We start from the raw sequence: 25,114 nt of genomic DNA on the forward strand, positions 1-25,114 counted from the left end.
CCCGATTTCGGGAGCATCCAATGAGGCGCTCGCTCCCACGGCCGTCTCAACATGCGCGGGGCGCGGCCCTGCTGACCGCCATGATCACGGTAGCGCTGGTGGCCACGCTGGCTGCGGCGGCGCTATGGCGTCAATGGCGTGGCGTGGAAGTGGAGTCGGCCGAACGAGCGCGCCTTCAGTCAACCTGGATTCTGAACGGCGCGCTGGACTGGGGGCGCTTGATCCTGGCGGGCGATGCGCGCAATTCAAGCGTCGATCATCTTGGAGAACCATGGGCAGTGCCCCTGGAAGAAGCGCGTCTGTCGACCTTTCTGGCTGGCGGAGAAAACAGCACCGAGGTGGAGCGAGAGGCCTTCCTGTCGGGGCAAGTCACCGACCTGCAATCACGCTTGAACGTGATGAACCTGTTGCTGGGGACAGAACAATCCGGCGAACAAGGCAACGGCAAGCAGCCCATTGACCGATTCCGTCGCCTTTTCGTGCTGCTGAACCTGCCTGAAGCTGAGCTGGAATCGCTCCAGCGTAACCTGGTCAGCGCTCAAGCGGCCATGCGCAACGCGAACAAGCAGGAAAGAGTCGACGCACCCCTGATGCCTCAGCGGTTCGAACAGTTGACCTGGCTGGGCGTGACACCCGCCACTTTGCAGGCATTGCGTCCCTATGCCACGCTGCTGCCGCTGCTAAACAATTCCCCCACGCCCGTCAACGTCAATACGGCCACTGCTCAAGTGATCTACGCGGCCGTGCCGGGTCTCGATCTGGCGGGTGCCGAGCGCATCGTGAGCGAGCGCGACAGAGCCTACTTCACCAGCACAGCGAAAGCCCTGCAAACCGTGCAGAGGAGCGACGCCACGCCTCTCACCAGCGACTGGATCAGCGTGACCACCAATTTTTTCGAGATCCGGGGCAGACTTCGGCTGGACGACTTGGCGCTCCAGGAAACCTCCGTCGTGCAGCGTATCAACACCGCGCCGCGACGACTTGTGCTCACCTTGTGGCGTCAGCGCACCGCCCTGACCACCCCGACGCCCTAAATCTAAACGCTTACGCCGAGTCTGGATCAATTGAAAACTTGGCGGTCTAGAATCGTCGGATCCTATGAGCATGCTTCTGATCGCCCTGCCCCCGGCCCTGCCGGCAGTTATGAATTCGCCACTTCGCGCGATGGACAGGATGTGGCCACTCACGGTAGCGCGGCGCCTGCACTCCTGCCTCCTGCGGGCCGAGGCGTGGAGGTGGTGGCAGTGGCACCGGCGGCGATGCTCTCATGGCAGCGCGTTCAACTACCCAAAGGCATAAGCGCGGGGTCCCCTCGCCTTCGCGCCACTTTGAGCGGCCTGCTTGAAGAACAACTGCTGGACGATGCCGAACACCTGCACTTTGCGCTCGAAGCCGGCGCCAGCGGTGGCAGCACTGCCTGGGTAGCCGTGTGCGATCGGGCCTGGATTACCGCACACATGCAGACCCTTGAGGCTGCCGGCCGGTTCGTGAACCGGATCGTGCCAGAACGCAGCCCGCGAATGGGGCCGCTGCATGTGCATGTCACCGGAGTGCCCGAAAGAGCCCAGATTCTGGCCACGGGTGGTGCCGTTCCGGGTGGCGTTCAGGTATTGCCGCTCGGACCAGGGACCCTGTCATTGTTGCCTGGCCCCGCAGACAACAACCAGCAAGATGCCACCGACACCACTGAACTGTTTGCAGAACCTGCTGTAGCGGCACTGGCCGAGCAATTCCTCGGGCGACAACCCCTCATTCAGCAAACTGCCGCCAGCTTGCTGGAGGCCAGCCGCTCAAGCTGGGATTTGGCTCAGTTTGAATTTTCGCGTGGCGGACGGGCCCGAGCTGCCAAGCGCGCCAGCGCGTTTTGGCGCGACCTGATGCACGCGCCCGCATGGCGGCCCGCACGCTGGGGCTTGGCCCTGCTGTTGCTGGCACAAGTGGCTGGCCTGAACTGGTGGGCCGGGGAAACGCGCGCCGATCTGGCGGCGCGGCGCGCCCGGATCAATGCTGCACTCCAGCAGACGTTTCCGCAAGTCAAAGTGGTTGTCAACGCACCCGTGCAAATGTCCCGAGAAGTCGCAGCTCTGCGCCAAGCCACCGGGGCACCATCGACTCGCGACCTGGAACCTATTTTGAGCGCTTTTGCCCTCGTGGCTCCAGACGGAACCTCGCCCTCGGCCATCGAATTTTCTTCGGGCGAGCTGCGCATGCGGGGAGTCAAAATGGCCGCCAGTGCGCTGTCAGAAGCCAATCAGCGACTGCGTCCGCTGGGCTACCAGCTACAGACCGAAACCGACGCCGTGGTTCTGCGGCAGGAAACCGCGCCATGAGTGCCCGCCCAGAATCTTCATCGCCCGCCCTCCAGGTAAGCCGCATGCTTGATGCCCAATGGGCACGCCTGGATGCCCGGGAGCGCTGGCTCGTAGGGGCTGCCACAGTGGTTGTGGTGCTGGCCTTGCTTTGGTCGGTGGCACTGGCTCCCGCCGTCCGCACCCTGCGTATGGCGGGCGAGCAACGGCAGGCACTGGAAGTGCAAGCCCAGCAAATGCAACGCCTGCAGGCCGAAGCAGAATCACTCAAGGCTCTACCCAAGTTGGGCCGCGAAGATGCGCTCCGCGCCCTGGAATCTGCTGTCAGGCAACGTCTGGGTGCAGGCGGCCAGCTGAACATCGTAGGAGACCGGGCCAACGTCGTATTGAAAGATGTTCCCGCCAGCGCATTGGCAGAATGCCTGGCGGAAGCCCGTGCCAATGCACGCGCCATACCGGTGGAGATGCGTCTGACACGAGCCCCAGGCGCGGCGCCCGGCACACCCGCGCGCTGGAACGGCACCATCTCATTGAGTCTTCCGAACCCATGAAGCGGGTTACGGGATTATCTATTTCCTCACATAAGCGCCCCCCATGGGGCTGGGCGCTTTCCGGAGCCCTGCTCGGGCTGCTGATCGTGCTTCTGGCTGCGGCGCCAGCGCGGTGGCTGGCCAGTGCTGTGGCGCGAGGTACCGCAGGCATGGTGCAGCTTCAGGATTCGCAAGGCAGCATGTGGTCAGGCTCCGCCCGTCTGGTACTCGCCGGTGGCGAAGGCAGCCAGGGCAGCACGGCACTGCCCGGTCGCGTGCATTGGCGCCTGGGGCCTTCCGGACTGGGCGCACGCGCCAGAGTCACAGCCGATTGCTGCACCCCCGGCACGCCACTCGATCTGCAGGTAGCACCGCGCTGGGGAGGGGTACGGCTGAAAATCGCCGACAGCCGCACACAGTGGCCCGCCAGCGTTCTCACGGGTCTGGGTACGCCGTGGAACACAGTTCAGCCGCAAGGAGAACTCACGATGTCTACGCAGGGGCTTTCAGTAGAATGGCTCGCTGGACGGACCACGATGGAGGGCGGCGTCGAGATCACGGCGCGTCACATGTCGTCGCGGCTGTCCACCCTGCAACCCATGGGAACCTACCGCATAAAACTCGCTGGTGGCGACACCCCCTTGCTTGATCTCACCACCGTGGAAGGCGCGTTGCGCCTCAGCGGACAAGGGCAATGGGTGGGTTCGCGTCTTCGGTTCACGGGTGAAGCCAGTGCAGCCGCAGGCATGGAGGCGCAACTGGCCAATCTGCTCAACATCCTTGGTCGCCGTCAGGGCGACAAGGCCATTATTTCGCTAGGTTAACGACTGCATGAGTGCCTTCAGCCCCAGCCGCCGGGTCACGCCCAGCCCCTTTGTCCGGCAAAGCTGGCCGACACACCGGATCGCCACGCTCGTCGTGGCCGCGTGCGCCAGCTACTTATCCGCCAGTGGCATTTCTTACGCACAGCCCACGCCCACCCAAGAAGGTGGGCGGCCAGCGAGAGGCGACAGCGTCACCCTGGATTTTGCCAACGCCGAGATCGACGCCGTAGCTCGAACCATGGCCACCATCAGCGGCCGCAACGTGGTGGTGGATCCGCGGGTCAAGGGCACCATGACGCTGACGTCCACCGTCCCGGTCAGTGCCTCTCAGGCTCTGCGCCTGTTCCAGACCCAGTTGCGAACCCAGGGCTTCGCCCTGATCGAAAACAACGGCATCTACCTGGTGGTGCCCGAAGCGGAAGCCAAGCTGCAGGGCGGCAGCGTATCTGCGGGCAGTAGCCCCTCGGGGGGCGGGCAGATCCAGACGCAGATATTTCGTCTGACCCACGAGAATGCGAACAATCTGGTGCCGGTGCTCCGTCCGTTGATCAGCCCCAACAACACCATCAACGTGAACCCCGGCACCAATTCACTGGTGATCACCGACTATGGCGACAACCTCCAGCGGCTGGCGCGAATCATCGCCGCGCTGGATATCTCCCAGGCCACGGGCGTGGAGGTGGTGCGACTAAAGCACGCGGTGGCCTCTGACCTTGCACCGCTGGTAGCGCGGCTGGTCGAATCGGGCGGCAGCGTTGGCGGTACGGCAACCAGCCCCACCCTGCCGGGGCAACCGAATCAAGCTGCGGCTCTGGCATCTGCCGGTGCGAGCGGAGCGGAGGGTGGCTACAGGACCACGCTGATCCCGGAACCGCGCAGCAATGCCATTGTGATCAGGGCGGGAAACCCCGCGCGACTGGCCCTGGCCAAGGCACTGATCGAGCAACTTGATCAACCCCCGGCCACCCGCGCCGACGGCTCCAGCGGAAATATCCACGTGGTGTACCTGAAAAATGCCGACGCCACGAAACTTGCCGTGACCCTGCGAGCCGCGCTGGCAGCGCTACCGGGGCAAAACACCACCGGGGGCGCGAGCGGTTCGTCCGGCACCATCGCCTCCAGCAGTGCGGCCATGAACACCGCCTTGAGCGGCAGCACCCCGAGCAGCGCCTCGGGCACCGGCGGCGGCAGTAACAGCAGCGGTCTGGCCAGTGGCCCCAGCATCAATGCACAGGCCAGCAACCAGCCTTCCACCGGCGGGCAGATTCAGGCCGACCCAGCCACCAATTCGCTCATCATCAGCGCGCCCGAGCCGGTATACCGCGAGTTGCGAGCCGTCATCGACAAACTGGATCAACGCCGCGCGCAGGTGTTTGTTGAAAGTCTGATCGCCGAGGTGCGTGCCGACAAAACCGCCGAACTGGGCATTCAGTGGCAGGGGTTGGTTGGCGGCGTTGGCCTGATAGGCACCAACTACCGCACACCCAGCGCAGGTGGCGGACGGGCTGGCACCAACATATTTGATTTCGCTGCGCAGTTCTATAACTACCGCAACACTCGGGACTGGAAGCCCTCGGTCGCCCCTAATGCAGGCCTCAACGTGATGCTCGGCTCGAACAGGCTGGGTATTCTGGCCAACTTGCTGCAGTCCAGTGGCGCCGGCAACGTGTTGTCTACGCCGACACTGCTGACTCTCGACAATGAAGAAGCCAAGATCATCGTAGGTCAGAACGTCCCCTTCGTGACCGGCAGCTACACCAACACCGGAAGCGGCAGCAGCAACACATCGGTGAACCCGTTCCAGACCTTTGAGCGCAAGGACGTGGGTATCACACTGAGGGTACGACCCCAGATCAGCGAAGACGGCACCATCAAAATGGTGATCTATCAGGAGGTGTCGGACGTGGTCGCGAGCACCAGCAGCAATGACAAAGGCCCGACCACCAACAAACGCGCCATCGAGTCCAGCGTGCTGGTCAATGACGGCTCGGTGGTGGTGCTGGGCGGCCTGCTGGAAGACAAGTTTTACCGCAACGAGGACAAAGTTCCCTTGCTGGGGGACGTCCCGGTGCTGGGCGAACTCTTCAAATCCCAGAGCCGCTCACTGGTCAAGACCAACCTCATGGTGTTCCTGCGCCCTGTAATTGTGCGCGACGCGTCGGCCACCGAAAACTACTCCCTCGATCGCTACGACTATATGCGCCGGGCCCAGGAGGGCAACCAGCCTCCGCCCAGTGTGGTGAATCACGCCAATCAGGCGCCTGTCATGCCCGCCGTGGTTCCGGTCAACCCGAATGCATGGTCGCGCCCGGCTCCTCCCCTCCGATGATCCCGCAGCCAGCCAGCGGCGAGAACCATTACATTGAGGGCAACGTGCCCGAACCCGAAGAACGCTACTGGAATTGAGCCAAGGCGCATGCGTTACCCCCTGCCCTATGCCTTCGCCCGCTCTTCAGGCCTGCTGCTGGAAGAAGACGGCCAGAGCCTGACCCTGTGGCACAACGGCAGCCCGAATGCCGCCGCCCTGAGCGAGGTGATGCGGCGCTTTTCCAACGCTGAGCTTCCCCTCACTCTGCAACTGGCGGACCCACACACGCTGGCGCAACGCATCAGCACGGCGTATTCCGACAACGAATCTAGCGCTGCCGCCGTGGTAAGCGAGGTCGAATCCGACGCCGATCTTTCGCGAATCATGCAGGAGTTGCCTGCGGTCGAGGATCTGCTCGAATCCGCTGACGATGCCCCCATCATCCGAATGCTGAACGCGTTGCTCACGCAAGCTGCACGCGATGGCGCCAGTGACATTCACATCGAAGCCTACGAACGTCACAGCGCGGTGCGCTTTCGAGTGGATGGAGCCTTGCGCGAAGTCGTGCGCCCCAATCGCGCGCTCCATGCGGCCCTGATCTCACGCCTCAAGATCATGGCTGACCTGGACATCGCCGAGAAGCGCCTCCCGCAAGACGGACGCATCAGCTTGCGGCTGGGCACGCGTGCAATCGACGTCCGCGTGTCCACCATTCCCAATGCGCACGGCGAGCGCGCGGTGCTGCGGTTGCTCGACAAATCGGAAAGCAAACTGACCCTGGAGTCGGTGGGCATGCTGGGCGATGTGCTGCAGAGGTTTGAGCGCCTGATCGCGCAGCCTCACGGCATCATTCTGGTGACGGGCCCGACCGGCAGCGGCAAAACCACCACCTTGTATGCCTCGTTGGCCCGGCTGGATGCCACGCGCAACAACATCATGACGGTGGAAGACCCGATTGAATACGACCTGCCCGGAGTAGGCCAGACCCAGGTCAACCCGAAGATCCAGCTTGATTTTGCCCGCGCATTGCGCGCCATCTTGCGACAGGATCCTGACATTGTGATGATTGGTGAGATTCGCGACTTCGAGACCGCGCAAATCGCCATTCAGGCTTCGCTCACGGGACACTTGGTGCTGGCCACGCTGCACACCAATGATGCTGCCAGCGCCATCACGCGCCTGACAGACATGGGCGTAGAACCGTTCCTGCTCTCCTCCTCCTTGCTCGGCGTTCTCGCGCAACGCCTGGTACGCAAGTATTGTGTGGCCTGCCACGGCGCCGGATGCGAAGCCTGCGGACAGACAGGCTACGCGGGCCGCACGGGCGTGTTCGAGCTACTGGTGGTGGAAGACCAGATTCGCGCACAGATCCACAACCAAGCCGCAGAGGCAGTGATTCGAGCCACCGCGCTGGCCAATGGCATGCAGCTGATGCGCGACGACGGGGACCGGCTGGTAGCCCGGGGAATCACGAGCAAGGAAGAAGTTTTGCGCGTGACGCGGGATTGAGGGCGTGTCGCAAAAGTATTTTTTGCTCAGAAGAACCTTTGCGACACCCTCATTGACCCCTGCCTGTTCGCGGTAAGAACTACTACCCCTGTTCATGCCCAGTCATGGGTTGAATGGGGTCAGCGCCGATCAGGGTGGCAAGGTCGAGTTCACGTATCAAGTTGGCAACACCGATGCCGAGTTGACTGGGCGTGAAGCGCCGGGATCGCGCAAGGTAGGTCACACTTCGCGCTCCCAACCCTTCGATACGAGCGCTCGTGAATTCTCCGCCCTGCCTGAGCAACTTGGCTTCGCCATGGCCCACCACGCTGAAGCCCATGCCTAATCGCATCAGGTCAACCACGGCCAGCCTGGTATCCACTTCAGCCACCACGTTGAATTCGATATTGATTCGTCTTCTGGTCAACTCGAGGTTGGCGCGAATCGAGTTGGCCATCGGCGGAAGAATCAGAGGGTATTTGGCAAGATCTTCAAAGGGTATGGATTCCGGCAACGAGAACTCATTTGTGCGCAGCCCAACGAGCACATAGTGCTCTTCAGTGAGTGGCTCGACGATCAGGTTGTCGGGGGCCTCGAGATTGAACAACACGGCCACTTCGACATGACCCAGGCTGAGCGCGGAGACTAGCGCGTGCGTCTTGCCCTCCACAATGGAAATCGAGGCATTCGGAAATCGCTCCCGAAATGCCTGAACCAGCAGGGGCGTCAGCACTCTGGAAAGACGATGCGCGAAGCCGACGGAAATCTTCCCGGTCAGATCGGTGCTCCCGCTGCTCATGGCTTGGCGGCCTCGCTCCACCGCCTCAAGAATGGCCTTGGCGTGCGGCAGAAAGCTTTCACCCGCAGGCGTCAACGCCACGCCACGACCAGTGCGCAGAAATAGCTTGGTGTTCAGATCCTCTTCGAGCAGGCGCATCTGCCGGCTCAAGGACGGCTGCGAGATATCAAGTGCCTGCTCGGCCTTGCTGAAGCCTCCCAGCTGAGCGATACACACGAAATGCTTCAGTTGGCTAAAGTCCATGTCCGCAACTATAGAAGGATCGAATAACCGATAGTGAATCGCGATTATGGATTTACCGGAGCAGTCTCTTTAGACTGCCCTTCATCCAGACGAGACACCAAGACACGGAATGCAGACGTTTACCCAACCTATCGCGTACGCACGCTCGGCATTCTGAATTCATGCGCAATTCTGACAGCCAAGCTAGAGAACCTCTGCAAAACCCATCGTGGTTGCCGAGTATGCGCTGGATTGACCTGGCGGGTTCGATCACGCGATATGAGTGGCGCGTCGGCACCGGGCGGCCGCTGGTGCTGGTGCACGAGATGGGCGGCACGCTCAACAGCTGGGATCGCATGCTGGGCCACCTGCATGCGCAACGGCCCATTTTAAGATATGACATGCGGGGCGCAGGTATCTCGGAAAAGCTCAGGGACGTACCCTACATTGAAGAGCTTGCCGATGATCTGGCGCTGCTGCTGGATGAACTGGATGTCCGCGAACCTGTAGACCTCGCCGGGTCGGCCATTGGTGCCGCGGTTGCGCTCATGTGCGCGAGCCGCCATGCGGCCAAAGTGTCCTCTGTCGTCGCGATGAGCCCCGTCACCGAAGTGGCCACAGCACGCAGACTTACGCTCATGGACGTGGCCGATCGGATGGAGCGAGACGGCCTGCGCTCCATGGTGGATGCACATCTCGGCATGAGCTACCCCGCGGAACACATCGACGACCCGCAGGTTTTCCAGGAGTTTCGCGCCCGCTGGATTGCCAATGACCCAGCAAGCTTCGCGCTTTACTACCGGATGCTGGCCGAACTGGACATCCGGCCTTCACTAAAGGCGGTCGAGTGTCCTGTGCTGGTGATCGGCGCGAAACTGGACGCACTGCGTCCTGTTCAGGCATCCCAAGGGGTCGCCGCAAAAATCCCGAATGCCCAATTCCTCGCATTGGACACGGGACATTTCATGCACGTTCAATCGCCCGCCGCGGTTGCCGAAGCACTAGAAGAATTTTTTTCCCTCCAGCAACGTGTCAAACCGATTTGACGCAACCTTCAACTTCAATAGTTCAATACAACGGAGTCAATCATGAGCGAACAATTTGTGCGTCTGGAAGTTTCGGATGGCGTCGGCCTTGTCACGCTGGACCGCAAACCCGTCAACGCGCTGAACCGCGAAATGCGCCGCCAGATCGTGGCCACCTTCGACGCCATCGCCGATCGCGAAGACATCCGCTGCGCCGTACTGACTGGCTCCGGAAACGTGTTCTGCGCTGGCGCTGACCTGAAGGATCGCCCAGACAGCACCACCCCTGGCGACTTCCTGGACCACAACCGAATCACACGCGAAACGGGCAACGCCATCCGCGAATGCTCCAAGCCCGTGATTGCTGCCATCAACGGCGTCGCTCTTGGCGCAGGACTGGGTCTGGCCGCGGCATGCGACATCCTCTACGCCTCCGAGAACGCCACAGTGGGCATGCCCGAAATCAACGTCGGACTGGCTGGTGGCGCTTCCATGCTGAAAACCCTGTTCGGCCGCTCCACATTGCGCCGCATGTTCTTCACCGGCCAACGCCTGACCGCACAAGAGTTGCTCAAGCGCAATGTGATCGAAGACGTGGTGTCTGAAAAAGACCTGCTGCCCGTGACGATGGCCCTGGCTCGCGAGATCGCGTCCAAGGCACCTCTGGCCACTATTTATGCCAAGCGCTCGGCCAACATGGTCGACGTGATGCCACAGCGCGACGCGTATCGTTTCGAGCAGGAGTTCACTGTAGCTCTGTCCAAGACCGAAGACGCCCGGGAAGCCCGCACCGCCTTCCTGGAAAAGCGCGCCCCCGTTTTCAAAGGACGTTGATCCCATGAGCGATCAGGCACAAGCAATTCCCGGCAGCGGACTGGACGCCTTCTTCAAAGCCAGGAGCGTGGCAGTGGTTGGCGCGTCGGACGACATCACCAAGATCGGTGGACGCCCGATCCAGCTGATGCTCAAGTATGGGTATGCGGGAGATATTTACCCCATCAACCCAAAGGGCGGAGTCATCCAGGGTCTACAGGCGTACGCCAGCATCCTCGACACCCCTTCGGCACCAGAGCTGGCCATTCTCGCAGTGCCCATGCAGGCCACTGTGCAGGCGATACGCGATTGCGGCAGCCGCGGCGTGCGCGGTGCAATCATCCTCTCGACAGGTTTTGCCGAAGCAGGGCCTGAAGGTGCAGCAGTCCAGGCAGAGATCGTGAGCATCGCCCACAGCCACGGAATGCGGCTGCTCGGGCCCAACTGCCTGGGTTCGGTGAGCGTTCCCGAGAAGCTCATTGGCTCGTTCTCCATCGCACTTGAGCAGAGTTTCCCTCCCGCTGGACATGTGGGCATCGTTTCGCAATCGGGGAACATCGGCAGCTTCACGATGCGGAACATGGCTGACCGCGGCCTCGGGGTGAGCCGCTTCATCGCCACTGGCAACGAAGCAGATGTCGACGTAGCGGACGGCATTGCGGCGTTAGTCCAAGATGCGGAGACGCACATCATTCTTTGCTGCATGGAAACGTGCCGTAACGCCGAACGCCTGACCGCGGCCCTGGACATGGCGCGCCAGCAGCGCAAACCGGTGATCGTGCTGAAAATCGGCGCCACCGAGCAAGGACAAGCAGCAGCGGTCTCCCATACCGGCGCCTTGATGGGCTCGGATGCCGTATTCGACGCTGTCTTCAACCGCTACGGCGTGCTGCGCGTGCACTCGTTCGAAGAATTGCTCGACATCGGCCACGCCGCTGTACTGCTGGGCGCGGACCGCCTGCCCCAGACCAATGCAGTTACCCTGGTAGCTGCATCAGGCGGTTTCGGCATCATGATGGCCGACGCCATGGCGCAAGCAGGCATGACCCTGCCGCAGCTGACCGATTCGACCAAAGCAGCCATTCGCGAGGCCGTGCCCACCGCCGGCACCAACAACCCCGTGGATGCCTCAGCCCAAATGTCGGCACGACCCGACATTCTGCTGAAAATGCTGACCGCGCTGCAAAACGACGCGAGCGGCAGCACCCTGGTGCTGATGCTGGCGCTGTCGCTTTTCAACCCCCGCCTGCGTGGCGTGTACCTTGACGCCCTCTCCAAGATCCGCGCCAGTCATCCAGACAGGCTGCTGGTCGTCATCAGCAAGGGGCCTCAAGACGCGGTGGCCGAACTCAACGCCCTGGGCATTCCAGTCTTCCCGAGCATTCCGGCAGCTGCCGACGGCCTGTCAGGCCTGGTCAAGATGGGCCGACTAGCTTCTCTGCCCGCCGCACCGACCTATCAAGGCCCGGTAGACGAGGTGGATGCTGCCGTATTCCGCAACGAATTCAATGCCAAGAAGGCATTGGCAGCGGCCGGCATCAGCGTGCCACGGGAAGAACTGGTGACCTCGGCGGAAGATGCCGTGCTCGGTGCGCACGCTGCGGGCTACCCCGTGGTTCTCAAGATTGTCTCGGAGGACATTCCCCACAAAACCGAAATCGGCGGCGTGGCGCTGAACCTTCAAGACGACGATGCCGTGCGTGAGGCTTACGACCGCCTCATGCACAACGCTGCCAAGCATGCACCCAACGCACGCCTCGATGGTGTGTTGGTGGCCCCCATGGTGCGCGGCGGCGTGGAGCTGATCGCAGGCGTTTCGCGAGATCCCGTGTTCGGCCCAGTGGTCATGGTAGGCCTGGGCGGCATCTACGCGGAGATCCTCAAGGACGTGGCTCTGCAGATTGCCCCCGTCTCGGAAGAAGAAGCACTTGGCATGATCCGCAGCCTGAAGATGTTCCCCCTGCTCGATGGCGCGCGTGGCCAGGCCAAGAGCGACTTGGCAGCAGCAGCTCGCACGGTCGCCCGGCTCTCTGAGTTTGCGTGCCGCCATGCAGACAGCGTGGCCGAGATCGACCTGAACCCGATTCTGGTCAAGCCCCAAGGCGAAGGCGTCCTGGTCCTGGACGCCCTGATGGTACCCACGTCGCGAACTCACTCCGGTCGCAACTCCGGGCATTGAACTCCTCCTATCCGACCTCTCACATGCAACAGGAACAACATCCGGCTCTGGCAGCCGCTGCAGCAGGCCCGTCAGCCTATCGCGCTTATGCGCGCCAATGGCTAGGCGAGAATCTGCCCCAGCACATGCGTGCCGACAGCCTTGAATACCGCACCCCGACGCTGGACGAGTGCCGCGACTGGGAAGCATCCATCTATGAAGCTGGCCTGGCCGGCATGACATGGCCCAAAGCCTACGGCGGACTGGGCCTGACACTTCGCGAGCACCTGGTCGTCAACAAGGAAATTGGCGCGCTGGCCATGCCCGAGAGCGTCAGCTCCATCGGCAAGGAACTCGCGGGCCCGATCATCCAGACTGTCGGCACCGAGGAGCAAAAGCAGCAATTCCTTCCGCGCATACTGGCCATGAAGGACTACTGGTGCCAAGGCTTCTCCGAGCCTGACGCCGGCTCCGACCTCGCTCGACTGCGCACCAAAGCTGTGCAGGAAGGCGACTCATGGCGAATCAACGGCCAGAAAATCTGGACCAGCGGCGCCGCCAAGGCTCACTACTGCCTGCTGCTCACGCGCACCGGAACGGTGGAAGACAAGCACCGCGGACTTCTGATGTTCGCCGTGCCCATGGACACCCCTGGCATCCGCGTAGTTCCGATCAAATCGATTGACGGCAAGGAATCGTTTGCTGAAGTCTTCTTCGACAACGTGGTCGTGCCCGACAGCGCACGTCTTGGCGCCCCTGACGAAGGCTGGAACGCCGCCATTCGCGTGCTTTCCATCGAACGGGCCACCAACCGCATGTATCGCGCCTGGCGTTTTGAGTGCGAGCTGCGCCAGCTGATTGCCGCCTGCAAGTCAGACCCTGAGCTATCCAAGCTGCTGAATGACGGCCACTACCAGCGCCGCATCGGCGAAGTGGTGGGCGAGATCAGCGTGCTCAAGGGCCTGGTCGAGCGCACCGTGAACCAGATGATGGATGGCGAGCAAGTGGGTGCACGCGGCTCCTTGATCAAGCTGCATTGGTCTGAGTGCCACCAGGCTTTCGAGAGCCTCGCGCTTTCCCTGGTCTCGCACGTGACTCCCCGCTCCAGTGCATTGGCTCAGCGCGCCCGCAAGGCGTTCACCACCGCCTATTTTTATGCACGTGCTGAAACGATCTACGCCGGCGCAAGCGAGGTGCAGCTGGACATCATTTCCCAGCGCATCATGGACTTGCCGAAATGAAGCGCCTTTCGACTCTCGTGATTCTTGCGCTATAGACAGCGCCCCTCACCTGGATGAGTAACGGATATGACAGATATTGACCTTAAACCGGAAGAGTTCGCCGAAGCCGCGACGGATGTGATCGCCGCCGCGCAATCGGGCGACTTCAGAAGCGCTGCGCAAGTCCTGGCCGACGCCGGCTTGTGCGGCGTATGCGCCTCCGAAGAGGCTGGCGGGCTGGCATTGGGGATCGAGTTCGCGCTGCCCATCGTGGCGGAAGCGGGAAGGCAACGTTTGCAGTGGCCCCTGCTGGAAACCATTCTGGTGGCCAAGGCACTGGGTTCGTCCCCACTGGCGGCCGAGCTTTGCAGCGGCGCACGCGTGGCAACCTGGGCATTGCAAGGCAACCTGGCAGAGCAGTTCGCAGGCCACGCCCGACACGCCACACTGAGCGACTGGGTGCTCGTGTCAGGCAACGGCGGTGGAGCAGTGCTGCTGGATCTGGCTTCGGTCACGGTCACGCCTGACGGCGCGCTGGACCCCGAGTTTCCGCAGACCTGGCTGTCACTCGAAGGCGCCAAAATTCTGGCCGAGATAGACGCTGACACGTTCTCGGCGTTGAAGCGCGATCTACAAATCTTGATCGCCAGCTTGGTCAATGGTGCCGCAGAAAGCGCCCTCAGCGCGACGGCCAGCTATATGTCCACCCGCGTGCAATTTGGCCGCCCCCTGTCGGCCAAGCAGGCCGTTCGCCACAACCTGGCGCGCATGCGCCTCGTGCAAGAAACCTCCAATGCGGGAATTCTTCGCCTGCTGCAGAACGACGAGTACGACGCCGTGCGCGACGCGCAACCTGTGCTGGTCAATGCGCTGTCTAGTTCAGCGTTCGTGCTGGAAAAAGCCATTCAGTTGCATGGCGGCATGGGTTTCACATGGGAGCTGCCCCTGCACTACTCCCTGCGTGAGATTCGCAAACTCGACGCTGCTTTTGGTTCAGGCGAACTTGCCAGCGAAGTCGGCCGGGAATTCATTCAGTCTGTATGACACAAGGAACCCAAATGCATCAAGATCTGCTCGGGCGCGTAGCCCTTATCACTGGCGCTGGCGCCGGCATCGGACGTGAAACCGCCTTTCAACTGGCGGCTCGCGGCGCAATCGTCTGCGTGAACGACATCAAGGAAGAGTTCGTCACACCCGTGGTCGAAGCAATCCAGTCAAAGGGCGGCCAGGCTTTCGGCATCCCCATGAACGTTGCCAGCCGTGAAGGCATACGTGAGGCCATTCGCCGGGCGCACGAGCATGGCAAGCGCTTTGACATTCTGGTCAATAACGCAGCGTGGGTGCGCTACCAGGCCATCCCGGACATCATGCCGGAAACCCTGGACCGCATGCTGGACATTGGATTCAAGTCCGTGATCTGGAGCCTCCAGGAAGCCGTCGCCGTTATGGACCCCGAGCGAGGTGGATCCATCGTGAATGTGGCGTCCGTCGCCGCCCTTCGTTCCGCGCCCAATTCCGTGGTGTATTCCGGCATCAAGTCCGGGATTCTCGGCATCACCCGCGCCGCTGCGGCAGAACTGGGTGAACGCAAGATCCGCGTGAATGCCGTGTGCCCCTCTGCCGTACCCACCGAGGGGACGCAGCGCAACCGCAATGCAGAGCGCGATGCCAACCGGATCGCACGCACGCCGCTCGGTCGGCTCGGCACGGTCGAAGACATTGCCCGCTGCATCTGCTTCCTGGCGAGCGACGATTCTGGCTTCATGACAGCGCAGGCCTTGACGGTGGATGGCGGTGTCACACTGACGAATATCTGAGTACCCCCTGAGGCGCTTACGCGCCTTCCCCCTCACTCTTCGGGAGGGGGACAACGCCAGAGGCCGGCGCAGGTCCGTCCTCGGCGTTCACCGCAAAGCCCCTGAGCCACACTCGACGCCCGTGCCGAGTGGCGGAGAAGGCATACCCCAGTGCTCGGCTCAGGGAATTTTTACGTGAACTGAATTCAATTCGTTCTTCTTAGCCGGGCCACTTTCAAAGTCTGGGTGGCCCTTTGTTCTTCCTTGATTATTAAGAGTTCTGTATGAACATCAAGAAACTGCTTATTGGTTCTTCCTGCGTGCTCGCAGCCTTCGCCGTACAGGCTCAAGGATTTCCGGAGCGGACAGTCAATCTTTCCGTACCTTATGGGCCGGGTGGCTCGACGGACGGTATTTCCCGCAAGTTTGCCAAGCTGCTTGAAGACGAGCTAAAGCAGCCCGTCGTGGTTCTCAACCAGCCTGGCGCCTCCGGAACTTTGCAACTAGGCAATCTCTCAAGAGCCAAGCCCGATGGCTACACGATCGGCTTCTACTCTTACAGTGCGGTCACTTTCACATCACAACTGATGAAAGTGCCCTACAAGAAGGACGATTTTGATCTGCTCGGCGGGGTCGCTGAGTTCAGCTATGGCATCGTGACCTACCCCGATTCGCCGATTAACAGCATCAAAGATCTCGTCGCCCAGTCAAAAACATCGAAGGGTGTGTTCTACGGTGTGACCGGAGCCCCCAACAACTTCCCGTTCCTACAGCTACAAAAGCTGACCGGCGGGCAGTTCGACCAAGTGACCTACAAATCATCTGCGGAGTCCATCAACGCCGTGATGAGTAAACAGGTGGATGTCGCGCTGCAAGGCCCATCAGAATACGCGGAGCTCGTGCGGGCAGGCAAGCTCAAGTTCATTTCATCGGCCAGCGACTTCCGCCTGCCCTGGTTCCCCAACACCCCGACCATCAAGGAACAGGGCTATGACATTGGCATCAGGGGCATCATCGGCATCGCTGCGCCCAAAGGCCTGCCGAAAGATGTCAAGGCCAAGCTGGAAGCGGCCGTGCACAAAGTGGCGTCCAGCAAGGAATACAACGACTTCCTAGTCAATCAGTATGGCATCAAGGGTTACCCCGCCAGCGCCACTGAGTTCTCCAAGCTGATCGACAACGGCTTTTCCGTCATGCGCAACATGATCGACACTTACAACATCAAAATGTGATCCCTTGGCGGGCACTGAGCCCGTCAGATCAGACCCCGGCAATTTGCCCCTTAAGGGCTGACACGGGGTTCCTGACTTAGGAGGAGTAACAAGCTTCGTAGCTCCTCCAACAAATTAGGCCCAGCCGCCCACGCGAAACCGCGGTGCCACCCAACTGACCTGTTGGCCTCTTGCACCAAGAAAATCCCCAATAACCATGAATTCACTGTGGGCAGAACAGCATGCAACTTCTTCATCGCTTAAAGATATACATAAAATGTCTCTTATAGCAGCGATGGAGCCATGGCATGGCAAACCCCACATTGAGTCACCATTCACCCTCAGGACTTGCAAGCGCGACAACCCTGGAGCAGGCACTGACCTCGCCGTACAAACACGGTTTCAGCACCGACATTGAATCGGATACATTGCCACCGGGTTTAAACGAAGACACCATCCGGGCCATTTCGCGGAAGAAACGTGAACCTGCTTTTTTGCTGAAGTGGCGCCTTGCCGCGCTGGAGCGTTGGCGCAGCATGCCATTACCCGAATGGGCGCACCTGCGCATGGCCCCCTTGGATTTTCAGGCTCTGTCGTATTACTCGGCGCCCAAGTCTCTCAAGGATGGCCCCAAAAGTCTTGCTGAAGTCGATCCCAAGCTGCTGGAGACCTACGAAAAACTCAATGTTCCGCTGCATGAGCGCGCGCGTCTGGCAGGGGTGGCAGTGGATGCGGTGTTCGACTCGGTCTCCGTAGGCACCACCTTTCGTGAACAGTTGGCCGACGTCGGCGTCGTGTTCTGCTCCTTCTCGCATGCGGTTGAGCATCACCCGGAGTTAATTGAGCGCTACCTGGGAAGCGTGGTGCCACCTGGAGACAATTTCTACGCTGCTCTCAACTCAGCGGTGTTCTCGGACGGCTCTTTCGTCTACATACCGGAAGGCGTGAAGTGCCCGATGGAGTTGTCGTCGTACTTTCGCATCAACGCGCGCAACACCGGGCAGTTCGAGCGCACGCTCATCATTGCCGAAGCGGGTAGCGAAGTCAGCTATCTGGAGGGTTGCACCGCGCCGCAGCGCGACGAGCACCAGCTGCATGCTGCCGTGGTCGAACTGGTGGCGCACGACGACGCCTTCATCAAATACTCCACAGTGCAGAACTGGTATCCCGGAGATGCAAAAGGACGTGGAGGCATCTACAACTTTGTCACCAAACGCGGCCTGGCAGCAGGCAAGCGCTCGCGTATCGCCTGGACACAGATCGAGACCGGCTCGGCCATTACCTGGAAGTACCCCAGCGTGGTGCTGAGAGGCGACGATTCCAGCGGCGAGTTCCACTCCATCGCCGTCTCCAATCACTTCCAACAAGCCGACACCGGCACCAAGATGATCCACCTGGGCGAGCGAACCAAAAGCCGCATCGTCTCCAAGGGCATCAGCGCAGGGCGTGCGCACCAAAGCTACCGCGGGCTGGTACGCATCAACGGCGGTGCGGCGCAGGCACGCAACCACACGCAGTGCGACTCCCTGCTCATCGGGCCTGATTGCCGCGCGCACACCTACCCCTACATCGACAGTGCGCGGGGCGATGCAGTGGTCGAGCACGAAGCCACCACCACGCGCATCTCGGAAGAGCGCCTGTTTTACTGCCAGCAACGCGGCATCGATCCGCAGGAAGCCACCGCCCTCATCGTGGGGGGCTTCTGTCAGGCCGTGCTGGAAGAGCTGCCCATGGAGTTTGCCTTGGAAGCGAAGGCGCTGCTGGCGGTGTCCCTGGAAGGCGCCGTAGGTTGAACTTGGAACCGTTTCCAGGCTGAAACAACTGAAAGCCGGCATGACGCCTGAAGCAGGCTCAGCTGAACTCCGATCAAGCGCGCGGTGTTAGCAAATTTATCAAAGGAGTGTGTCATGACATCCCCAACCACCCTGCCAGGAGCCGGTCAGACTTGGAGAGCCGAAAGCAAAAATGGGTCCCAGCTAGGACAGCTTTTGCAGGATTCGCCGGCCCATAGCCAAGCCATGGGTCAAGAAGACTGTGAAAAATGGACCGCTGCGGCTCATTTGCAGCCGGCGATTTCCAAGCCCGACAGGCTCCTGGAGGTGCGCGATCTGCGTGTTGACGTGGGCGAGCGAACAGTGCTTCGCTCAGTCCACCTGGATGTCCCCGCGGGCGCCGTCGTCGTACTGATGGGCGCCAACGGCAGCGGCAAAAGCACGCTGGGTATGGCGCTGGCCGGGCACCCCGCCTATCGTGTCAGGTCCGGACAAGCACTTCTTGGTCGCACCGATTTATTAAGCCTACCCGCTCACGAGCGAGCTCGCCTGGGACTTTTTGTTTCGTTCCAGGCGCCACCCGATGTACCAGGCGTGAAGAACAACTTGTTCATCCGCACGGCGCTCAACGCTCAGCGTCAGGCTAACGGGCAACTGCCGCAAGACGCCTTCGATTTCCTGGCAGACGCCCGGGCCACAGCCGAGAGGCTGGGCTTGCCCGAGTCGATTCTGGGGCGCCCCGTCAACGAAGGTTTCTCCGGAGGCGAGCGCAAGCGCAACGAACTGATGCAATTGGCGTTACTACAACCGCGTCTGGCAATACTCGACGAAATTGACTCCGGAATGGATGTCGACGGCGTCCGTGCCCTGGTGGCCCAGGTGCAGAACCTGCGCGCACAAGGCACCGGCTTCATTGTGATTTCGCACTATCTGCAGCTCATTGAGCAGTTGCAGCCCGACACTGTGTTACGCCTGGATCAGGGGTGCATCTCCCAGCGGGGCAACGCAGAACTGGCACGCCAGATAGCCCGCACCGGTTTTTCCCCTGCGGTCGCCGCGCAATCCAAGTCTTTTTCGGCAAAACGCACTGTGGAGACATGAGTCATGGATCACGCACAAGCCGATAGACTAGCTGCCCGCCGCCACCTGCAAACCAGGGGCTGGATTCCACCGCGCAGCGAACACTTTCGCCACCTCCCGCCACCGGCCCTGGCCGCTTGGCTGGGGGCCGGAGCCGATGCACCTGTGTGCGAAGCACCCACGCTCTCGGGCGCCGGCTGGCTAATGCAGCCGGTGGGCACGTCCCCAGCAGCGGGGCTGGAAGCTCGCTGGCTGGATGCTCTCGACCCACCCCAACGCAAAGCCCTGTTCTCAGGCTTGCCCTCTTCCACCCAAGATGACGCCGCCCCCTTTGCATGGGCTCACTTGGCACTGTGCCGCCAGGGGCTGCGCCTGCGCCTTCACACCCCGCCGGGAAAGGCGCCGCAAGATTGCGAAGTAATCTGGCTGCATCTGCGCCACCAACCGCGCGAGACAGTAGAGGCTCCAATGCTGGTGGTGGAGCTGGATGCGGGTGTGCGCTGCGTCCTGTTCGAGACCCACGAGCGTCACCCCGACGCCTGCGGCCACCATCTGACCCAGAACCTGCATACCCACCTTCACTTGGCAGCCGGGGCTGAGTTGCAGCATCTGCGCATAGCCATGCCGCAGCCGCATGACCTTATCGCGCAGCACGTGCATACCAGGCTTGATCAGGATGCAAGCTACACCCAGGTCCTGGTGGCCACCGGCAGCGCCTATCACCTCCAGCGAACCACACTCGAACTGAATGCCCACAGCGCCAAGGCGCGAACGGCCGCGCTGCTGTTGCCGGCTGGGCAGGCCGTGGAGCAACAAGTCCACTCGCGCCTGGAGGCAGCCCATACGGCCGCGCACACAGAGGTGCTGGCCCTGGCCAGCGGCCATGAACGCGTGGTCGCCAACGCTCACAGCCGCATCGCCCCTGGCGCCCGCGACGCGCAAGTGCGCCAGCGCCTGGCAGGCGTGGCCCTGGACGGCCATCCGCGCATGGTGCTGCGCCCGCACCTGGAAATCATGCACGATCAGGTACAGGCGGCCCACGGCGCAACTTGGGGTCACCTTTCCGAGGACGCCTTGTTCTATGCCCGCCAGCGCGGTTTGGACGACACACAGGCCCGCGCCCTCATTACCGAGGGCATGGCCCACGCAGTGCTAGAGCGAGCGCTGGAAGACGCGCCGGGCAATCACGCACTGGAACAGTGGCTGGCAAGCGGAGTGCTGTCACAGGCGCTGGCGCGTCAGCTACGCCAGTTGCCCCAGGAGACCCGCGATGAACTTTGAATCACACTCGCAATTGGCGCGCAACTCTTCCCCAGGTGCGAGCCAGACCTGGATTGCCGAGCTCGAAAATAAACCCGAGCAAGTGCATCTTTTGCAGGATTCGCAGGCCCATAGCCCAGCTTTGGGCCAAGAGGGCTTCGGAAGAATGACCGCAGCGTCTCATTTGCAACCGGCGATCTCCGCTTCTGATGGGCGCCTTGTGCCTGGCACCGACGCCCTGCGGGCGCAGTTCCCGCTGTTACAGCAATCGATCCACGGAGCCTCGCTGGCTTACCTGGACAACGCTGCCACTACTGCGATGCCCCTTGATGTAATCAACGCACTGCGATATTTTGAAACTCAACACCGCGCCAACATACACCGCGGCGTGCACAGCTTGAGCCAAAGCGCTACGGATGACTTCGAGCAAGCTCGCACCACGCTCAAGGAGTTTGTCGGCGCCAGCTCAGAACACGAACTGGTCTTTACCTCTGGCACCACCGAGTCGCTGAACCTTGTGGCGCAGGGCTTGTGGGCCGCAAAGCCAGAGGGTGCCTGGTTGCAACCGGGCGACGAAATCATTGTGAGTGGCCTGGAGCACCACGCCAATCTCCTGCCCTGGCAACAGGCCGCACGGATGAGTGGCGCCGTGTTGCGCGTTTTGCTTCCAGACGCACAAGGCCGCATCCACACAGCCTCGCTCGAACGCCTGCTTTCCCTGCGAACCCGTGTGTTCGCTCTGACCGCCAGCGCGAACGCCACAGGCGAGCGCCCACCATATGAGGCGCTGCTGAACCTAGCCTCGCAAGCCGGTGCCATGACCGTATTGGACGCCGCACAGGCAGCCGGTCACGCCATGCCCGTGCTAGCGCGCATCAACTGCGACTTTCTGGCCTTCTCCGGGCACAAGATGCATGGCCCCATGGGCATTGGCGTGCTGGCAGGACGCCGCAGCGCACTGGAGCGCCTGACGCCCTTGCGCCTGGGCGGAGACATGGTTACGGAGGTTCGCTGGGACGCCGCAGAATATGCTGAGCTGCCGTCTCGATTGGAAGGCGGCACGCCCAATGTGGCTGGTGCAGTAGGCTTGGCCGCAGCGGCGCGGTTCATTTCGCGTGTGGGCCGCCGCGCCATCGCCGAACACGTGCATGGCCTGCGCGCGCAAGCGTTGCGGGGTCTTTCTTGCCTGCCCGATGTCACCGTGCTGGCGCCCCACGCCGCGCAATCGGCGCTGGTGTCCTTCGTGGTCCGGCATGTTCATCCGCACGACATCGGCACCCTGCTCGATGAGCAGGGCATTGCCGTGCGCACCGGCCACCACTGCGCTCAGCCACTCATGGACCACCTGGGCCTGGGTCCCAGCACGCGAGCCTCTTTCGCGCTGTACAACACCCCCGAGGAGGTGGATCGCATGATCAGGGGCGTATCGCTGGCTTTGGAGAAGATGCGATGAACAACGTCGAATCCGATCTATATCAGGATCTGGTGCTCGAACACAAGCGCACCCCGCGCAACTTCGGCCACTTGACGCACCCCACCCACCATGCACAAGGCACCAACCCGCAGTGCGGTGATCAGGTCTCGGTGGAATTGCAGGTGCAAGATGGAACCGTGCAGGACATACGGTTCAGCGGCCAGGGGTGCGCCATTTGCATGGCGTCCAGCTCCATGATGACCGAGGCGGTCAAAGGCCGTGATCTGAATGCGGTACGGAACCTGCAGCAACACTTTCGCGCCGTGCTCACCGGCGAACAAACGCCTGACGAAGCCAGGCTGGGAAAGCTCATGAGCTTGGCTGGTGTGCGCCGCTACCCCAGCCGCATCAAATGCGCGCTCCTGGGTTGGCACGCGCTGATGCACGCCATCGCAGAGCATACGGCATCTGCCAACACCCCCGTACGGTAATCGAAAGATCCAGCCATGAACCTCCGTTCTCGTGAAGACGTGCTGGTGCGCCGCACGGTGGTGGTTGAAGCCATCCCCAGCGGAGTGCCCATTGAATTGCATTCCGGACAACTGGCGCAGATCACACAGGCACTGGGCGGCTCGTTCACGCTGCTCGTCGAGGGCCAACTCATGCGACTCAAAGGAGTAGACGCAGACGCCATCGGCAAGACCGTTCCGCCGCCCCTGCAAGTGCCCACCGAAGTGCATGATGACGAGCTGGAACCCCTCCTCTGGCAAGCGCTGCGTACCTGCTATGACCCCGAGATTCCGGTCAACATCGTGGACTTGGGGCTGGTGTACCGCTGCGCGCTCGAACCCATGAACGAAGGAGACAAATTGCGCGTGGTGATCGACATGACCCTCACAGCCCCCGGATGCGGCATGGGTGAGTCGATGACCGACGATGTGTGCGACAAGGTGCTCGCCTTGCCCAGGGTGGGCGAAATCACTCTGAATCTGGTGTTCGACCCTCCCTGGACGCGCGAAATGATGTCCGAGGCAGCACAGCTGGCACTAGGTTTATGACCCCGCGGATAACCAGTTCGTTATCAAAAAGCTCAATAGAGAATCCGGCAGCGGATGGTGCCCGGCACTCTGCGCAACTCCTCTAACGCAGACTCGCTTGCGGTGCTGTCTACGTCGATCACCACGTAGCCCAGATCTTCAAAGGTGCTGAGGTACTGGGCAGCGATATTGATTCCGGCCGCCGACAGGCGCTCGTTGACATGCGCCAGCACGCCGGGCATGTTGTGGTGAATGTGCAGCAGGCGGCTGCGGCCGGTATGCTCGGGCAGCGCCACCTCCGGAAAATTGACCGCTGAAGTGGTGGATCCGTTGTTTCCGTAGCGAACCAGCTTGGCCGCCACCTCAGAGCCGATGTTGACCTGGGCCTCTGAGGTGGAGCCACCAATGTGAGGGGTCAAAATCACGTTGTCAAAGCGTGTCAGCGGCGAGGCAAACACCGCGTCGTTGCCCTGCGGCTCCACCGGAAAAACATCGATGGCGGCGCCGCGAAGATGGCTGCTCTCGATGGCCTCGCTCAGCGCGTCGAGGTCGACCACCGTTCCGCGCGATGCATTTATCAGGTGGCTTCCCGACTTCATGATCGACAACTCCCTGGCGCCGATCAACAGGTGGGTTTGCGGTGTCTCAGGCACATGCAGGCTCACGACATCCGAGGTGGCCAGCAGTTCCTCCAGGCTGGCGACCTCGCGCGCATTGCCCAATGCCAGCTTGGCCTCTATGTCGTGAAACACCACGCGCATGCCCAGTTGTTCAGCCAATACGCCAATCTGTGTGCCAATATGGCCGTATCCAATGATGCCCAGCGTCTTGCCACGCACCTCATAGGAATGGGCAGCACTCTTCACCCAGCCTCCCCGGTGCAGGACAGCGTTTTTCTCCGGAATGCCGCGCATCAGCATAATGATTTCTGCCAGCACCAGTTCTGCCACACTGCGCGTGTTGGAGAACGGCGCATTGAACACCGCAATGCCCAGACGCATGGCAGCCTTCAGGTCCACCTGGTTGGTGCCAATGCAAAAGCACCCGATGGCGGTGAGTTGTGATGCACGCTCCAGCACTTCAGCCGTGAGCTGGGTGCGTGAGCGAATTCCTATGAAGTGCGCACCGTCCAGTGCTGCCAGCAAGTCATTGCCAGCCAATGCTTTGGCGTGCGTTTCGATGCGCGTGTAACCGCCCTGCTTCAACACATCGACAGCAGAGGGGTGGATACCTTCGAGCAAAACGACCTTGGTTTCGGCTCTTTGGCGGTGCAGATCATTGACAGACAGAATCATTATCGAAGCTCTCAGGAAGGCAGATGAAAATGTGGGAGTGGATCTTTCACGCTGGAAACGGATCCAGGTTCAACCGCGGGCCAGGCGAATGTGTCGACGCCTGTCGCCAGAGGACGGCGCCGGCAATGCATCTGCGCCGCCTTCCTCCGACGGCGCCAGCAAATCGGCCAAGGTGTAGCCGTACAGGTACTGCATCAGGCTTTGCAGCGCCCCGCTCATGATGCCCGTGAGTTTGCAATGACCCATCAAATTGCAGTTAGTGTCGCCAGTCAGGCAGTCCACCAGGTAGAAATCTGGCTCGATGCTACGCACAACGGAGCCGAGATTGATATCCTTGGGAGCCGCCGCCAGACACATGCCGCCGCCTTTGCCCCTGATCGTTTTCAACCAACCCTGCAGGCTCAGCCGGTGAGTAACTTTCATCAGGTGGGCCTCAGAGATTCCGTAGGCTTGCGCCACCTCGGCAATGGTGCACAGGCGCTCGGGCCTTTGCGCGACGTACATCAAGAGACGCATCGCGTAGTCGGTCATGGTGGTCAGGCGCATATTGGCT

Annotated in this window: 22 protein-coding genes; 19 read left to right on the forward strand and 3 right to left on the reverse strand. The window is 61.5% G+C overall.

Annotation, left to right across the window (positions count from 1 at the left end):
- Nucleotides 1–20 precede the first annotated feature (20 nt).
- From gspK to AAAK34_RS17260, 6 genes are all read left to right on the forward strand, one after another.
- Nucleotides 21–1,034: a type II secretion system minor pseudopilin GspK gene (gene gspK / locus AAAK34_RS17235; protein WP_231697894.1), complete on the forward strand. Its 1,014-nt coding sequence runs from the start codon at nt 21–23 to the stop codon at nt 1,032–1,034.
- A gap of 30 nt (nt 1,035–1,064) precedes the next feature.
- Nucleotides 1,065–2,330 (forward strand): type II secretion system protein GspL, encoded by a 1,266-nt coding sequence (gene gspL, locus AAAK34_RS17240; RefSeq protein WP_431777506.1) that lies wholly within the window; start codon nt 1,065–1,067, stop codon nt 2,328–2,330.
- A complete protein-coding gene (gene gspM / locus AAAK34_RS17245; RefSeq protein ID WP_231697896.1) occupies nt 2,327–2,860 on the forward strand; it encodes a type II secretion system protein GspM in 534 nt (177 codons plus the stop codon). Before gspL ends, gspM begins: the two co-directional genes overlap by 4 nt.
- A complete protein-coding gene (gspN, locus tag AAAK34_RS17250; RefSeq protein ID WP_231697897.1) occupies nt 2,857–3,663 on the forward strand; it encodes a type II secretion system protein N in 807 nt (268 codons plus the stop codon). The genes gspM and gspN overlap by 4 nt, the downstream gene beginning before the upstream one ends.
- 7 nt (nt 3,664–3,670) lie before the next feature.
- Nucleotides 3,671–5,992, forward strand: coding sequence for a type II secretion system secretin GspD (gspD, locus tag AAAK34_RS17255; protein ID WP_431777507.1), 2,322 nt, complete (start codon nt 3,671–3,673; stop codon nt 5,990–5,992).
- 87 nt (nt 5,993–6,079) lie between these two features.
- Nucleotides 6,080–7,480: an ATPase, T2SS/T4P/T4SS family gene (locus AAAK34_RS17260; protein WP_231697899.1), complete on the forward strand. Its 1,401-nt coding sequence runs from the start codon at nt 6,080–6,082 to the stop codon at nt 7,478–7,480.
- Nucleotides 7,481–7,562: 82 nt separating this feature from the next.
- Here AAAK34_RS17260 and AAAK34_RS17265 read toward each other — a convergent pair whose 3' ends face one another.
- On the reverse strand, nt 7,563–8,501 hold the full coding sequence (locus AAAK34_RS17265; protein WP_231697900.1) for a LysR substrate-binding domain-containing protein: 939 nt from the start codon (nt 8,499–8,501) through the stop codon (nt 7,563–7,565).
- Nucleotides 8,502–8,722: 221 nt separating this feature from the next.
- On the opposite strand from AAAK34_RS17265, the gene AAAK34_RS17270 reads away from it, so the two are divergent.
- From AAAK34_RS17270 to sufT, 13 genes are all read left to right on the forward strand, one after another.
- Entirely contained in the window at nt 8,723–9,526 is an 804-nt protein-coding gene (locus AAAK34_RS17270) for an alpha/beta fold hydrolase (RefSeq protein ID WP_231697901.1), read from the forward strand.
- 42 nt (nt 9,527–9,568) lie between these two features.
- Complete coding sequence (locus tag AAAK34_RS17275; RefSeq protein ID WP_231697902.1) at nt 9,569–10,339, forward strand: enoyl-CoA hydratase/isomerase family protein; 771 nt, start codon at nt 9,569–9,571, stop codon at nt 10,337–10,339.
- A 4-nt stretch (nt 10,340–10,343) separates the two neighbouring features.
- Nucleotides 10,344–12,497, forward strand: coding sequence for an acetate--CoA ligase family protein (locus AAAK34_RS17280; protein ID WP_231697903.1), 2,154 nt, complete (start codon nt 10,344–10,346; stop codon nt 12,495–12,497).
- 23 nt (nt 12,498–12,520) lie between these two features.
- Complete coding sequence (locus AAAK34_RS17285; protein WP_431777508.1) at nt 12,521–13,717, forward strand: acyl-CoA dehydrogenase family protein; 1,197 nt, start codon at nt 12,521–12,523, stop codon at nt 13,715–13,717.
- Between the two features lie 66 nt (nt 13,718–13,783).
- Nucleotides 13,784–14,740 carry an acyl-CoA dehydrogenase family protein gene (locus AAAK34_RS17290; protein WP_231697905.1) on the forward strand — a complete coding sequence of 319 codons (957 nt, stop codon included), beginning with the start codon at nt 13,784–13,786 and terminating at the stop codon, nt 14,738–14,740.
- 14 nt (nt 14,741–14,754) lie between these two features.
- Entirely contained in the window at nt 14,755–15,513 is a 759-nt protein-coding gene (locus tag AAAK34_RS17295; protein ID WP_231697906.1) for an SDR family oxidoreductase, read from the forward strand.
- Nucleotides 15,514–15,776: 263 nt separating this feature from the next.
- A complete protein-coding gene (locus AAAK34_RS17300; protein WP_231697907.1) occupies nt 15,777–16,724 on the forward strand; it encodes a tripartite tricarboxylate transporter substrate binding protein in 948 nt (315 codons plus the stop codon).
- A 287-nt stretch (nt 16,725–17,011) separates the two neighbouring features.
- Nucleotides 17,012–18,496 (forward strand): Fe-S cluster assembly protein SufB, encoded by a 1,485-nt coding sequence (gene sufB, locus AAAK34_RS17305; protein WP_231697908.1) that lies wholly within the window; start codon nt 17,012–17,014, stop codon nt 18,494–18,496.
- A 279-nt stretch (nt 18,497–18,775) separates the two neighbouring features.
- Nucleotides 18,776–19,576 carry a Fe-S cluster assembly ATPase SufC gene (sufC, locus tag AAAK34_RS17310; RefSeq protein WP_231697930.1) on the forward strand — a complete coding sequence of 267 codons (801 nt, stop codon included), beginning with the start codon at nt 18,776–18,778 and terminating at the stop codon, nt 19,574–19,576.
- Nucleotides 19,577–19,579: 3 nt separating this feature from the next.
- Complete coding sequence (locus tag AAAK34_RS17315; RefSeq protein ID WP_231697909.1) at nt 19,580–20,836, forward strand: SufD family Fe-S cluster assembly protein; 1,257 nt, start codon at nt 19,580–19,582, stop codon at nt 20,834–20,836.
- Between the two features lie 145 nt (nt 20,837–20,981).
- On the forward strand, nt 20,982–22,268 hold the full coding sequence (locus tag AAAK34_RS17320) for an aminotransferase class V-fold PLP-dependent enzyme (protein WP_231697931.1): 1,287 nt from the start codon (nt 20,982–20,984) through the stop codon (nt 22,266–22,268).
- Nucleotides 22,265–22,720 carry a Fe-S cluster assembly sulfur transfer protein SufU gene (sufU, locus tag AAAK34_RS17325; protein ID WP_231697910.1) on the forward strand — a complete coding sequence of 152 codons (456 nt, stop codon included), beginning with the start codon at nt 22,265–22,267 and terminating at the stop codon, nt 22,718–22,720. Before AAAK34_RS17320 ends, sufU begins: the two co-directional genes overlap by 4 nt.
- A 15-nt stretch (nt 22,721–22,735) precedes the next feature.
- Nucleotides 22,736–23,287: a putative Fe-S cluster assembly protein SufT gene (gene sufT / locus AAAK34_RS17330; protein WP_231697911.1), complete on the forward strand. Its 552-nt coding sequence runs from the start codon at nt 22,736–22,738 to the stop codon at nt 23,285–23,287.
- Between the two features lie 32 nt (nt 23,288–23,319).
- Here the strand turns inward: sufT and serA are convergent, their stop codons facing one another.
- Both serA and AAAK34_RS17340 read right to left on the reverse strand, forming a co-directional pair.
- Nucleotides 23,320–24,561, reverse strand: a complete 1,242-nt coding sequence (gene serA, locus AAAK34_RS17335) for a phosphoglycerate dehydrogenase (RefSeq protein WP_231697912.1) — start codon at nt 24,559–24,561, stop codon at nt 23,320–23,322.
- A gap of 69 nt (nt 24,562–24,630) precedes the next feature.
- Nucleotides 24,631–25,107 (reverse strand): Rrf2 family transcriptional regulator, encoded by a 477-nt coding sequence (locus AAAK34_RS17340; protein ID WP_231697913.1) that lies wholly within the window; start codon nt 25,105–25,107, stop codon nt 24,631–24,633.
- Nucleotides 25,108–25,114 lie beyond the last annotated feature (7 nt).

The organism is Ottowia caeni, from assembly GCF_050821495.1.
Taxonomy (GTDB): domain Bacteria; phylum Pseudomonadota; class Gammaproteobacteria; order Burkholderiales; family Burkholderiaceae_C; genus Ottowia; species Ottowia caeni.